The sequence below is a fragment of the Clostridium sp. DL1XJH146 genome (assembly GCF_054819755.1).
Map to the genome: position 1 here is coordinate 99181 of NZ_JBTVVN010000003.1, position 14298 is coordinate 113478.

At 29.2% G+C, this 14298-nt stretch carries 15 protein-coding genes; 5 read left to right on the forward strand and 10 right to left on the reverse strand.

The window, feature by feature from the left end:
• Positions 1-3: 3 nt before the first annotated feature.
• A complete protein-coding gene (locus tag ACVHXK_RS02825; protein WP_461204840.1) occupies positions 4-1125 on the reverse strand; it encodes an NAD(P)/FAD-dependent oxidoreductase in 1122 nt (373 codons plus the stop codon).
• A 72-nt stretch (positions 1126-1197) separates the two neighbouring features.
• Positions 1198-1848, reverse strand: a complete 651-nt coding sequence (locus ACVHXK_RS02830; protein ID WP_461204841.1) for a TVP38/TMEM64 family protein — start codon at positions 1846-1848, stop codon at positions 1198-1200.
• A gap of 371 nt (positions 1849-2219) precedes the next feature.
• On the opposite strand from ACVHXK_RS02830, the gene ACVHXK_RS02835 reads away from it, so the two are divergent.
• Both ACVHXK_RS02835 and ACVHXK_RS02840 read left to right on the forward strand, forming a co-directional pair.
• On the forward strand, positions 2220-3200 hold the full coding sequence (locus ACVHXK_RS02835) for a sulfurtransferase (protein ID WP_461204842.1): 981 nt from the start codon (positions 2220-2222) through the stop codon (positions 3198-3200).
• A 42-nt stretch (positions 3201-3242) separates the two neighbouring features.
• Positions 3243-3944 carry a TVP38/TMEM64 family protein gene (locus ACVHXK_RS02840; RefSeq protein WP_461204843.1) on the forward strand — a complete coding sequence of 234 codons (702 nt, stop codon included), beginning with the start codon at positions 3243-3245 and terminating at the stop codon, positions 3942-3944.
• Between the two features lie 105 nt (positions 3945-4049).
• On the opposite strand, the gene ACVHXK_RS02845 is transcribed toward ACVHXK_RS02840, so the two are convergent.
• The 3 genes from ACVHXK_RS02845 to ACVHXK_RS02855 all read right to left on the reverse strand — a co-directional run bounded on the left by ACVHXK_RS02845 (position 4050) and on the right by ACVHXK_RS02855 (position 6434).
• A complete protein-coding gene (locus tag ACVHXK_RS02845; RefSeq protein WP_461204844.1) occupies positions 4050-4544 on the reverse strand; it encodes a DUF1499 domain-containing protein in 495 nt (164 codons plus the stop codon).
• Positions 4525-4968: a MarR family winged helix-turn-helix transcriptional regulator gene (locus ACVHXK_RS02850; protein WP_461204845.1), complete on the reverse strand. Its 444-nt coding sequence runs from the start codon at positions 4966-4968 to the stop codon at positions 4525-4527. Before ACVHXK_RS02850 ends, ACVHXK_RS02845 begins: the two co-directional genes overlap by 20 nt.
• Before the next feature lie 80 nt (positions 4969-5048).
• A complete protein-coding gene (locus ACVHXK_RS02855; protein WP_461204846.1) occupies positions 5049-6434 on the reverse strand; it encodes a dihydrolipoyl dehydrogenase family protein in 1386 nt (461 codons plus the stop codon).
• Between the two features lie 301 nt (positions 6435-6735).
• Between ACVHXK_RS02855 and ACVHXK_RS02860 the strand changes: the two genes are divergently transcribed.
• The gene (locus ACVHXK_RS02860) at positions 6736-7869 is read left to right on the forward strand and encodes a (Fe-S)-binding protein (RefSeq protein WP_461204847.1); all 1134 of its coding nucleotides are present in this window, start codon (positions 6736-6738) and stop codon (positions 7867-7869) included.
• Positions 7870-7890: 21 nt separating this feature from the next.
• Here the strand turns inward: ACVHXK_RS02860 and ACVHXK_RS02865 are convergent, their stop codons facing one another.
• On the reverse strand, positions 7891-8145 hold the full coding sequence (locus ACVHXK_RS02865; protein WP_461204896.1) for an HAD hydrolase-like protein: 255 nt from the start codon (positions 8143-8145) through the stop codon (positions 7891-7893).
• Between the two features lie 437 nt (positions 8146-8582).
• Between ACVHXK_RS02865 and ACVHXK_RS02870 the strand changes: the two genes are divergently transcribed.
• Positions 8583-9773 (forward strand): MFS transporter, encoded by a 1191-nt coding sequence (locus ACVHXK_RS02870; protein ID WP_461204848.1) that lies wholly within the window; start codon positions 8583-8585, stop codon positions 9771-9773.
• Positions 9774-9976: 203 nt separating this feature from the next.
• Here ACVHXK_RS02870 and ACVHXK_RS02875 read toward each other — a convergent pair whose 3' ends face one another.
• Both ACVHXK_RS02875 and ACVHXK_RS02880 read right to left on the reverse strand, forming a co-directional pair.
• Positions 9977-10333, reverse strand: a complete 357-nt coding sequence (locus ACVHXK_RS02875) for a hypothetical protein (RefSeq protein ID WP_461204849.1) — start codon at positions 10331-10333, stop codon at positions 9977-9979.
• 150 nt (positions 10334-10483) lie between these two features.
• A complete protein-coding gene (locus ACVHXK_RS02880; protein WP_461204850.1) occupies positions 10484-11257 on the reverse strand; it encodes an EFR1 family ferrodoxin in 774 nt (257 codons plus the stop codon).
• Between the two features lie 328 nt (positions 11258-11585).
• Here ACVHXK_RS02880 and ACVHXK_RS02885 point away from each other — a divergent pair, with 328 nt between their 5' ends.
• Positions 11586-12371: an HD domain-containing protein gene (locus tag ACVHXK_RS02885; protein ID WP_461204851.1), complete on the forward strand. Its 786-nt coding sequence runs from the start codon at positions 11586-11588 to the stop codon at positions 12369-12371.
• 141 nt (positions 12372-12512) lie between these two features.
• On the opposite strand, the gene ACVHXK_RS02890 is transcribed toward ACVHXK_RS02885, so the two are convergent.
• A complete protein-coding gene (locus ACVHXK_RS02890; protein ID WP_461204852.1) occupies positions 12513-13196 on the reverse strand; it encodes an HAD family hydrolase in 684 nt (227 codons plus the stop codon).
• A 121-nt stretch (positions 13197-13317) separates the two neighbouring features.
• Positions 13318-14298 (reverse strand): Rieske 2Fe-2S domain-containing protein, encoded by a 981-nt coding sequence (locus ACVHXK_RS02895; protein ID WP_461204853.1) that lies wholly within the window; start codon positions 14296-14298, stop codon positions 13318-13320.

Genomic DNA, 14298 nt, shown 5'->3' on the forward strand with positions numbered 1-14298 from the left:
TAATTATTTCTTTTTCATAAAGCTCTTATCAATATAATTCTTAATAGCCCATGGTATTCTTCCGTAGAATGAAACTTTATCGTAAATTAACAAGGCTTTCTTATCTCCTAATGATACTATAAGCAGGTATTTATTTTGAGGTAAATATTCTACTAATGTTTTACTTCCTAATATCCTCTTAATATTTTCTTCTAGAATAGGTGCTTCCTTAATTGCATAAACACCTATTTTTTTAACATGCGTATATTCTTGAAAACTGGCACAATCCCCAACAGCAAAAATATGATTATCAGTTTTCGTTTGAAGGGTACTTTCAATCCATGGATACCCTTTTTTATCACAAGAAAAATCACTGTTCATAAAAACATTTGAAGCCTTTGCCCCAGATGCTATAATTAACAAATTATATTGTACTGTTTGCCCATTATCTAGTACTATATTATTTTTTTGTATATCTTTTACTCTACTGTTTAATTCAGTTTTAATTCCTAATTCTAAAATTCTCTTAGTAGCAATCTTTTTTGCTTTATCATTAAATCCTTTTAATATACTATTATTGCCATCAACAATAGTAATGTCAATGTTTTTGTGTAATTGATTTAAGTTTACTCTTAGAGCACATGCTATTTCTACTCCTGCTGCTCCCCCTCCAAGAATAACAATTTTCTCTTCACTATGTAACTTTTCTATTGCTGCTTTTATACTAGATAAATTTGATAATGGCTTTACAGTAACCACATTTTCATACTTATTAGCCATATCTTTAAAAGCTATAGTTGAACCCATATTTATAGATAAAATTGAGTAATTTTCAAAAGTGCCATCATTTAACCACACTTTTTTATTTATGCTATCTATTTTTTCTACTTCTTTTTGAATGAACTTCACAGAGTATCCCCTACAAATTTCTTGAAGGTCAAAAACAATTTCTTCTAATTCGTATATATTTTCAAGATAAGAGGCAGCCATACCTGAATAATATTGAAATCGTCCGTCAGAAATTAAAGTTATGTTATAACCTTTTTTTATGTATTCTTTCAATTCTTTTATAACGTGCACATGAACATGTCCACCACCTATCAAAAGGATTTCCTTTAGATTACTATCTAAATTAAAGCTATCCAAGTTTTCCTCCTCCTATCTATTGTGATTCATAATTTTTTCAAAAGAACTAAATAAGATTTCATAATAGATATTTTATAAATGCTTTTCCTCTTTTTTCTTTGCACTAATCTTCTTATAAACTGAAGGAACTATCATCAATAATACCAGTAACCCAATTGCTATAAAAAAAGTTTTTGAAATAGGATTATTCAATGAATAGCCTAAATATATAAATGCAAAGGTACCAGGAATAATTCCAATTGTTGTAGCTAATGCATATTTCCAAAACGGAATATCAGTGAATCCTGATACATAACTCACTCCATCAAAAGGGAATATTGGTATTAGTCTAAATATAACTACTGCCTTAAACCCAATCTCTTGGTCTAATTTTGTTCCTGTAATCCTACTACCAATCCATTTATTAATTACTTCCTTTCCTAAAATTCTAGATAGGAAAAAAGATAAATATGCACCCAACGAAGCCCCTATAACAACATATATAGTACCCCAAACTGGTCCGAAAGTTAATCCTCCTGCTATAGTAAATATAGATGCAGGAAAAAATAAAACTGACCTTAAAATATAAGCAAGTATATATATCATTGGCGCATATATACCAAATGATAGAACAAATTGCTTTATAACTTGCGGCGATACATTTTGTATATTAAGTACTCTTACAACTACAAAGCCTACTATAATCAATAATATCAAAATAATAAATTTAAAATAACTTTTCATCCTTATAAACCCCTTTTTTTTGCAAAAGTACAAAATTTAATTTGCATAAAATATATTTATGCATCTCATTATTATATCACTATAAACCGGTCTATAATCAACCTATACTTCTAATTATTTACTTACTATAGATAATTTTAATAACTATAACTCTATATATAATTTTTTTCTATTTTATAATTAATATAAAATATGGTACACTACGCGATGTATGCTAGATAATATTTAAACAAGTCAGCCTAGAGTGTCTATGTAAATTTTTTATACTTGTATATGTTTAATATTCTAAGAAATGTACAAGCATAAATCAATAGGTAATTCATGCATTTTCTAGTTGAACTAAAACTATATAATAAATGGGGGATTTTACAATGAAAAATATTAAAAGACTTATTGTTTCAGCTTTGGCTATATCATTACTTAGCGCAGCTTTAACAGGCTGCAGTTCAAAAACTAATAATAACGATGCAGGTAACACTGTAGCTAATAATACCAATAATACTGAAAATGAAGAAGAAGTTGTAGCTACATATGCAGATACTAGTTATTTAGTTGATGCAGACTGGTTAAAAGAAAATTTAGAAAATGATGAAGTGCTAATTCTTGATGCACGTGGAGATGAAGCATATGCAAAAGGACATATTCCTGGATCTATAAGCGTATCTTGGCAAGGATTTGCTAAAATGGATGGCGCACCTGGAGATACTGATTGGGGAACTGTTTTAGATGCTGAAACTCTTTCTGAAAAACTAGCAAGTATCGGTGTTGATAATGAAAAAACTTTAGTTATCTATGCAGATACAGAAAGCGGCTGGGGAGAAGATGGTAGATTCGTTTGGATGTTAAGAATGGCCGGTGCCTATAACTCAAAAATGCTAGATGGTGGTTGGAATTACTGGGAAAGTAATGATTATGAAACATCTAAAGAAGTTACGACTCCTACAGTAAGCAGTTTTAAAGTAGAGGAACTTAACACTTCTACTACAATAAGTACAGATGAACTTAAATATAAATTAGAAGATGTTGTAATTATAGATAGCAGAGAAAAAGCTGAGTACGATGGTGCAACAAAATATGGTGAAAAAAGAGGCGGACATATCAAAAATGCAAAACTTCTAACATTTAATACTCTTTTAAATGAAGATGGAACTTTAAAAAGTGCTGATGAACTTGAAAAAATATTTGCAGATGCAGGATTAAATAAAGATGATGAAATAGTAACTTATTGTACAGCCGGTATACGTTCAGCTCATTTGCAAATAGTTCTAGCCATGGCTGGATATGAAAATGCTAAAAATTATGATGCTTCTTACTATGAATGGTCAGCAAATGAGGATTTGCCTATTGAATAATAGGGCAATAATATAATTTAAAATAAGAGAGGGTTCTCCTTTATGAAAAAAATGAAAAAATCAAATCTAATAAAGCTATCTATTTTGATAGCTTTAGTTTTATTAATATGTATTAAACCTATTCGTGACCAATTGAAACAATCAATCTTTATACTAAGCGCAATCAATGTAGATATGGCTCGTGGATACATTCTTTCCTTTGGTGTATGGGCTCCAGTTGTTTCATTTTTCCTAATGATAATTCAGTCAGTACTTGCACCGTTACCTGCTTTTATTATAACTTTTGCTAATGCAGGATTATTTGGATGGGTATACGGTGCTATTTTATCTTGGACTAGCTCTATGGTGGGTGCTATTTTATGCTTTTATATAGCTCGTTTACTAGGTAGAGATGTAGTAGAAAAACTTACAAGTAAGTTTGCATTAGAGCATATAGATGATTTCTTTGATAAATATGGCAAATATGCTATTGTAATAGCTAGATTACTTCCTTTTATCTCTTTTGATATAGTTAGCTATGCTGCTGGGCTTACTTCTATGGGAATATGGTCATTTATACTTGCAACAGGTCTAGGACAACTTCCTGCAACTATTATATATTCATATGTTGGTGGTATGCTAGTTGGTGGTACTAAAATGTTCGTATTTGGACTTCTTATATTATTCTCATTAAGTATACTAATATTTTTAGGTAAAAAAATATGGAATGATAGAAATACAAAGCTGCAAGAAAAAGCAGAATAATAATAACAACAAAAGGCACAATACACACTTATAATAAACTGTGTATTGTGCCTTTATTTCCAATCTTTTATGATATCGATGTCCCCTTATTAAATATAATCGCTGTTACTTAACATCTTTTATATAGTAATCATATAGCTTATCATAACGTTCTTTATTAAGCCCCATATCTGAGTATCCAACACGTGAAGCAGAGCGGAAATGGATCACCTTTGCCTCGTCATCAAAATAAAATTCAACATCGTCATGGTATTTCATTTTAGGTGTTGTAAACATAACTCTTATATATCCTGTATCATTTACTACTATCTCACCATCTCCAAAATTATTAACGGCCTTAATTATAGCTTCCTTTGATACCTCTAAACTTTCTTTAAATGGAAATGGCTCTACGTAAAATTCCTTTTTATCTGTTTGACTAGATACTGCATTTGGTTTATTTGGTAATGGTGCTAATTTACCATCATTGACCCCTAGATTACTTGGTGCTTTCATATTCCCTATAGCTAAATTTAAAACAAGAACTAAAACTACTGCTAAAACAATATATAATACATAATACATTTTACCTCTACCTCCTCTATTTTTTTTCTGCTTCATCCAAAGCCTCTCCTATCTCATCTAGTATTTTCACATACTCATAATACTTATTAGGAGTCATTCCAATTTTTGTGAACACGCTATTTGGTACATCTATAGCTTTCTTCTTTATATCCATACCATCATCTGTAATACTCACATCTATCTTTCGATTATCCTCTTTATTTTTTTGTTTTGTCAAATATCCTATATTTGCTAATTTTTGTACAATAGGTGTCAATGTCCCTGTCTTCAAGTCTAATATCTCACTTAATTCTTTAAAATCAATAATTTTATGTTCCCACAAAACTAGCATTACCAAGTATTGTGGATAAGTCAGCCCTAATTCATTTAAAATAGGCTGATATAAACGAGTCATTTTTCTAGATGTTTTATATAATCTAAAGCATATTTGTCTCTCAAGCAAAAGATTTTCTTCATTCATAATATCACCTCTCTACAGATAACCTTTAAAATTTTAATCACTAACTTATACGAAAAAAAACATATCATTTATAACCTTATCTATTTTCTGAACAACTTTATAACAGGATTATTTAGAAGATTATCTACCATAACTTGCTTTCCTATTTTTGAAAATACCTCACTATAAGTTGGATATGGGTGAATAATCTTGCCCATTTTAGCGAAGTTGTGTCCTAAAGTCTTAAGCACCTGAACTTCTCCAATCATTTCACCAGCTCTATCTGACAATATTGAAGTTCCAAGAACCTTACCTCTAGAGTTAAGTATGACCTTCATTTTCTCTATAGATTCACCTTTAGTCTTAGTTCTATCGAGGTCATTGAAATCATAATTATATACCCTAACTTTATCACCGTACTTTTCTCTTGCTTCTTTTTCAGTCATACCCGCTCTTGCAAGTTCTGGTTCTGTAAAAGTAACCCAAGCCACATGGTCGTATGAAATATTTCTCTTAATAGGTAGTACTGCATTTTGAGTAGCTAAAATCCCTTGGACATTTGCCATATGAGAAAATTGATAAGGACCTACCACATCCCCAATTGCATAAATAATTGAATTAGCTGTTTGTAGATATTTATTAACTTCAATTCCTTTTCTATTATATTTAACTCCAGTTTCATCTAGTCCTAAACCGTCGATATTAGGTTTTCGTCCTATTGCCACAAGTATTTTGTCAGCCTCAATAGTTTCTTGTACTCCTTCTTTCTCATAAGTTAAATAAACTTTACCATCCTCTTTTACCTCAACTGCTTTTGCTCCTGTATGTAATATAACCCCTTCTTTTTCTAATTGCTTTTGAAGAGAATCTACCATATCAAGTTCTTCTCTAAATAAAATAGTGGGCATCATTTCAACTAAGTCAACTTTAACACCTAACCGATTCATCGCCTGTGTTAATTCTACCCCTATAGCCCCTCCACCTAATACTATAATTGATTTTGGTAGAAATTCTAATTCAAAGAAAGATTCATTAGTTAAATAACTAGTTTCATTAAGCCCTTTAATTGGTGGAACAAAAGGAGATGAACCTGTTGCTATAAAGTATTTCTTACCTATAATCTCTTCTTTTCCTACCATTAATGTTTTTGAATCCTTAAAAGTAGCTTCTCCCTGTATAAAGTCAATACCAGCTTTAGCGAGCGCTTCTGGATCTTCATGTTTATAAATATCTTCTCTAACTTCTCTTATATGTTTAAATACTAATGAACTATCATATTCATAATCATTTACATACTTTTTAATATTATTTACTTTTTTAGCTTCATTTATCAATGCTTTAGATGGAACACATCCTGACCAAGTACATTCACCACCTGGTTTATTCTTATCTATAATCAAAACTTTCTTGCCAAATCCTACTGCAGTAAAAGCAACTGTAAGTCCACCTGAACCTGCTCCTATAATGACTACATCGTATTTTTTCATTTTTACACTCCATTCATTAGTTTAAGATTAATCGTGTCCTAATAATTTTATTATATCTTATTACTTTTAGATAATCAAGTGTAAATAATAATTTTTATCGTTTATTCTTATACATCTCATTATTATCATATTTATAGGCTCAAATTATTCTTAACTGTTTCTCTATTAATATTTCAAATAACTATTCATGCTTATATAATTTTTTTCTATTTTATATTCATCATAATGCATGTTAGACTATATTTTGTATGTAGTCATCAATAAACCCTTATATTTAAAATATGCAAAAGGAGATTTTACTATGGATAAAGCACAAATTTGTCAACCTGTAAAAGAGAATATATATAAAGAATGGGATAAGTGTATAGATTGCAAATTGTGTATGAAGACATGCCCTATGCTAAATGAGTTTTGTAATTCCCCAAAAGAACTTCTAGGAAATATAGTAGAAACTAGCAAAATAGAAGCCATTATCCCCTATTCTTGCAACCATTGTGGACTCTGTATGGAAGTGTGCCCAAAATCTGTGGATTTACCAACAGTCTTTCATAGTTTGAGAGAAGAAATTGTTGATAACACTATGGATGTGTTTAAAACTATCAACACTACCTCCGTTGAATTTCATCAGAAAAATAGTTTTTCTAAACTTTTCACTACAAAGGTTAAAAAGTCTACTGACAGAAAGAAAAAAACTGTATTTTTCCCAGGCTGTAGTTTATCTTCTCATAGTCCAGACCTTGTAATGAAAACCTATGAATATTTGAAAAAACATAGAGATATAGATATTATGCTAAAATGTTGTGGCAATCCTACACACACACTTGGAGATAATAAGAAATTCAATAATTATTATGACAGTTTACAAAATGATTTTGAAAAATCTAATGTATCAGAAGTAATAGTAGCCTGTGAAAACTGCTATAATTCACTCAAAAATAATAGCCCAAACATTAAAGTGAAATCTCTATACCAAGAAATCGCTGAAATTGGTATCCCTAGTACATATAAGGAAACTTACAATGACTTAATATTTGCTATTCACGACCCATGTCCCACTCGCTATGAGACTATAATCCACGATTCTGTAAGAGAAATAACAAAACAGATGAACCTTAATATAGAAGAGCTTGAATACTCTAGAGAAAAAACTCAATGTTGTGGCTCAGGAGCGATGGTTGCTGTAACTAATAATAAGATTGCTTTAACTCAAATGAAAGAAAGAGCTAGTGAGGCTAATTCTAAATATATATTAACCTATTGCCAAGAATGTGTAGAATCCCTAACTAGAGGTGGAAAGATTGGTATTCATATATTAGATTTATTATTTAATGATAAAGACCTAACCGACGATTTAGGATTAAAAGAAATTAATACTATTCATAAATGGCTTAATAGATATAATACTAAACGAAAAATCGATGCCCTTAATAAATAATATTTTTACATTATATTGCCTTCAAGCTAACTCCTCTACAATCCGTAGTATGTCACAGGGCTCAAAAGCAATAAAGTCAGGCTTTTCAGATTTAATAAGCTCTACGGAATCATAACCCCAGGTAACAGCAATACTTTTTACTCCGCTGGCTTTGCAGGAAATTATATCGCTTATCTCATCACCAATATAAATTACTTCGTCGTGTTGTAATTTATTTTTCTTAATATATTTATTAAGAAGCTGTTGTTTCTTGAAAATCCCCTTTGAGGTAATTATATTTTCAAAGAAAGTAAAATCATGCTATAATTTGTATTAGTTGATTATAAATTTATACTAAAAGGTGGTGTAATTTACTTCATGAGCAAATTCAATATTTTAGAATTTTTAAGTGAAATTCAAAACCAAACATTCATTTTTAGAGGCCAAGGGATAAGTGCGTCTAAAATTAAATTAATAATGAATTTGCCATAAAGAGAAATTGCATGTAAATATAATTTTAAATTTATTTACCTGAATAGTTTCTCTGCTCAGGTTTTTTTATTCTGCACTTTACCCTCAAATCAACAATTCTAAGACATACTTAGCTGAAATTAAATTTATACATGTACTAAATTTGATGGTGTAACAAATTACGTACTTGTATTAGTTTACGTTGTAGCTCTGTATGTCTATATAACATTAACTGATAAAAAATTATATTGGAGGGTACTACATTGAACTATAAAAACAAACTAGAAAAAAACATCTATTTAAACTATATATTTATATTTTTATCGCGCTTAGATTTAACACAAGGCTTATGGATGCTATATTTAGCCTTTAAAGGTATGACTTTATTACAACTAGGAATGTTAGAAGGATTATTTCATGTTACTTCTTTTCTTATGGAAGTACCTACAGGAGCTGTTGCTGATATATTTGGAAGAAAGGTTAGTAGAATTCTTGGAAGAATCGCTACTTTCATTAGTACAATTATACTTATATATTCAAACGGTTTCTACATGTTTGCTTTATCTTTTATTATACTTGCTCTCGGATATAATTTAGAATCTGGTGCAGGAGATGCCTTAGTATATGATTCTCTTAAAGATCTTAATGAAGAAAAAAGATTTATGAAAATAAACGGAAATAATGAAACTATATTTCAAATAGCTTCTATAATTTCTTTTTTACTAGGTGGCTACTTGGCTACTAAGAGTTATTTTTTTACCTTTTGGCTTAGTGCAAGTTTCGCCTTAATAACAATCTTCCAAGCTATGATTTTTGAAGAACCCAAAATTATAAAAAAAAGTAAAAAAGAATATAATGTTTTTAAAGTCTTAAAGAATCAAGTAACAAGTAGTCTCATCATACTTAAAGAGAACACACAAATAGCCTTTTTAATTATATTTACAAATGTTATAAGTGCTTTCTCGACTTGTCTCTTTTATTATCTACAAAACTACTGGAAAACTGGCGGGAGCAATGAATTTAAAATAGGCGTAATTTTATCAATCTCCTCACTAATTTGTGCTATAATTGCCTCTAAAGTCTACAAAATTGAAAAAATACTAAAACAAAAGGGCTTATTACTGATTATGCCGTTACTCTTTGTAATATGTGCCTGGGGAATAGCTCTTACGAATTATGAAAGTGTATTTTTTATAATTTTAAATGCTATAGAAGTAATTATATTTATTGCTACTTCAGATTATATAAATAAACTAATACCAAGTGAAAATAGAGCAACAATAATATCCTTTCAAAGTATGATATTTAGCTTCTTTATGATAGTTATTTTCCCTTTAATCGGGAAAGTTGGCGATACTTGTTCATTAGCATTTTCCTTTAAACTATTAGCGCTACTATCTACTATATTTATGTTTATTAATTTTTATGTAGTGATCAATATAAAAAAATCATAACAAAAATACTTCCGTGTTATACTAAGTACTAAAGAGCAACTTAATTAAAAACATAACCCCAATATGAAATTTAGATATTGGGGTTTACTTATTATTTTATATATCTTTTTAAACTTCTAAATATCACATATAACTGAGAAGTTCAAGATATCATAATAGTTTTTATACTATAGTACCACTAACTAGCTTGGTAAATTTTCGCTTTATTCATCATTTTTCATATAAGCTTTTATTGGTTTTGAATTGAATAGCATAATACCACATGCAAGATACCCTATTGCTACTATTATTGAAACAATATCCCTTATAATTATACTTTCAGTAATTCCAGATACTCCATCTATAATTGCTAAGAAAGCTATAAGATTTTTAGCTCCATTATTTTTCTTAAATACTAAATAGAATATTCCTATTATTATAAAAAACCCTATCGTATTGGTTATATAATCTAGCCTACCCATCCCACTAATATCCTTAAGAATTTTATTTATTGGCAAAATTAATTGAATCACAAATATTATTTGTAACTGTCTTTTCCCTTTTAATGCTAATTTATTCATATTCTATGTCCCCTCACATAAATATAAACTCTTTCATTAAGTTTATCTTTATCAAAAATTTCACTTATTAACCACTTACAATACTAATATTTATCATATCATAGAGGTGTAAATTTTTTGTTTGTTTTTATCATTTAATCACTTTTTCTACTAAGCTATTTTATCCATATGATACCTATACTGTGGTACTTTCTTTTCTTTATAAATAATAGCATTGCTTGGACAAATATTTATACATCGAGTACACATAATACATTTATCACTGAATGTAATCCTGTTGTTTTCTAAAGTAATATTCTTTGTTGGACATGACTTAATACACAAACCACATTGTATGCAGGTATCATCTGCTGAAAAATGCTTTCCTGCCTTGCCTGTCCTTTTTCCAAAATATTTGCTAACATCTTTACATAAATGTGCCATTAGAGGTCTAACTTTCTCTTTAGAAACTTCCCCTTTTAAAAAACAAGTAACTATTTTCTTACTTGAAGTTGATGCCTCAAAAGTATATGCACTAAAATTATCTGGAGATGTTCCGCTAAAAAAGTTAATCAAATAATTATTTGGCATTCTTATAGTTTTTGAAATAACCACTCTGCAATTTTTATTTTTTAATATAGCTTCTTCTGAATTAAAGCTAGTTTTTGTCGGTGCTGTACCTGTCAAATACAGAATTACTGGAGTTTCCTTTTTAAAAACTGGAACATTGTTTTCTAACCAGTTTTCAAAGAAGTACGGTGTATACTCATAATGTTTAGGACTTCCAAAAACAATAAAATCATATAAATTATCTTTTATTTTAAAATCATCTTCTATGGAACATATATCCACAGAAACTCCTTCATCTTCAAAATATTTTTTTATTTGCATAGCAACAAACTTAGTATTGCCTGTACCGCTAAAGTAAACTATAATTCCTTTCATTTAACTCACTCACTTTTATTTTATTTTTTTCAAAACCAAAATCTTCAAAACTTTTTCTAATAGTTTAGGATGTTTATAAAGTTTTAGCGTATTTGGTTCAAGCAAACAAATGTGCCTAATCAAATTATATATTAATTGGTCCATTAAAAACAAAGAAAAAAACCCTAGAAAACATGCAAAAACTAGCTCATTTAAGAAACCGCTATAAATACTATATTAAAAGATAAAAATATACATACTATCCAATATACTTTTCAAGATTATTAATAAAAAATTTATACTTTTATTAACATAAAATAGTATAATTAATAATTGTGAGGTGATATAGTTGGATAAAAAAGATTTACTACATTTTAAAGATTTTTTCTTTGATTATGTAGAAAGATTTCATTCTAAAAATGAAACTATTCAAACAAATATAATATTAAAAAGAGACCATACACTAAGAGTATTAGAAAATATGTCTATTATTACAAAAGATTTATCCTTAGATGAAAATTCTACTCTTATAGCAGAAACAATAGCTTTATTCCATGATATCGGAAGATTTTATCAGTTTACAAAATATAAAACTTTTAGCGATCCAAATTCAGAAAATCATGCTGAACTTGGTGTTAACATTTTAAAATCCACAAAAATTCTTAGTAGGTTACCAAAAGAGGAAGAAGAACTAATAATAAAAGCTATAAACTATCATAATATGTACAAGCTTCCCTTAGACGAAAATGACAAATGCCTATTTTTTTCTAAATTAATACGAGATGCAGATAAAATCGATATATATAAGGTTTTAACAAATTACTATGAAGAACTTGACCTTGATTTAAATCCTGCATTAGAACATAATCTTTCACAAAGCGAAACATACTCTCCATTAATAATAGATGATATAATAAACTTTAGAAATTCAAATTCAAAATTGCTTAAAACTAGATATGATATGAGACTTCTTACTCTAACTTGGATTTTTGATATAAACTTCCCTGTGAGCCTTAAACTAATAGAAGAAAGAAATTTCATAGATAAAACCTTAGAAGTTTTACCTATGAATGAGGATATGCATAAAGTTAAATTATCTCTAGATAAATATGTTAGTAATATATTATTACGATAAGGATTTTTTCTAATACAATATACAAAGTGCCACCAATTCTACATGAGTAACTGATGGCACTTTCTTTTTTTCTATAGGATGGATTTTTTAAATTGCATACTTTTGCTTGTTTGTTATCTTATATTTTTATGTAATTCATGCCTATTCTGTACCAATCACCTGATGTGCCAAATACTCCTCAAAATCATATAGTGTCATACCTTTCTTACGTTCTAGATGAAATACATTAAAACCCAATTCTTCTGCACTTTTTATATTTTCTAATCTATCATCAATAAAAATACATTGCCCAGCTTGTACACCAATTTTATCAAGGGCTATATTAAATATTTTTTTATCTGGCTTAGCACACTGAACATAAGAAGAAATTATCACTTCTTTAAAATATTTTCGCAAGTCTAAAAGGTCAAATGCCCAATCCAAACTAGTAGTTGCATTAGAAAGCACACTCAAACTATATTTTTCTTTTAGTCTATCTAGAACTTCTTTAGTTTCATCGTATATTTTGTATTGAAACGTATCAAAGGCTAGCATATACAATTTTTCTGCTAATTCAAAATTTGACTTATCAATAGTTTCTGCAATTACATCATATCTTTTCTTAAACCACTCTTTTTCATCTTGCCATCCTATTATTACATTACCTTCATCTATGTATTTTTTATCGAATTCTTCGCCTTTGTTTAATGCAAAATCAGCTTCTTCACTGGAGTATCCCGATGATAAAAGTACCCGTCTCGTAATGGAAGACCTAAATTCTTTAATATAAAATAGTACGCACCCTGCATCAAATATTATAGTATCTATTGATAAGTTATTTCCCATAACAAACTCCTTTGTATATAATAATATACCTTATATTATACAACTTTATTACCTCCATTAATATTATAAAGAACGAGTTTGAAATCATGCACAATTTCAGACTCGCTCTTTATACTTTGCACTATTTACTATTGGGTTCACCCTTAAGAATAGCTCTTTTTCTACGATATTCAATAATTGGTGCATCTCCTTGAATAAGATTTTCACCCATTTTAAGCTCAGATTTCTTAGGTATTTGTGTCAAAACAACTCTTCTATCTTGATGAAGAATATATTTATTGCTAATACTGCTCATTCCATTAACGATTTCTTTAAGTATAGGTACATTCATAAATTTTTGATAAAATCTAAGATATATATGAGTATTTTCATCATCTATAGGAGCAAAAATTGCCACTATTCTAATTTTATCACTAATAATATTTTGCCATGTATTAGGAATCTGCAGTTGAAGGCTAAAAAGGTCTTCATAATTTTCAATTTCCTTTGGTTTTAATGGTTGTACATTGCCATCATCTACAACATTATTCACGTAGAATGTCATTAAATTATCTTTCCATTTAACAACAGGTCCATTTACTAGAGTTTTATTTCCTCTACCAATAGATGATGCATGTACAAAAGGTAAATGAACAACATCTAATTGATTTTCAATAGCTCTTGTATAATGAACTGGCCAAGTCTCTGAAAAGCTTCCATATGAAAAGCCTTCTCGTAATTCTTTAAAAAATGGTATCTCAGGCAAATCTTCTTGATATTCTCCATACCATAACCAAATTATACCGTATTTATCCTCTACCTTATATGCATTTACTCTATATCTATCCTGAACTAGATTATTTTTACCATTAGCCGGTATTGAAATCACCTTACCAGATGCATCATATTCAAAGCCGTGAAATGGACAAACAACTTTATCATGCACTACTTTGCCAGCACTTAATGCAGCACCTCTGTGGCAACACTGGTCAAAAATACAATTCACTTTGCCATCTTCACTTCTCCAAAGCACTAACTTTTCTCCAAGACGTGTTACCCCAATAGGCTTGTTCACTCTTACTTCCTTTGAATCCAATATTCCGTACCACTGATTTTTAATCAC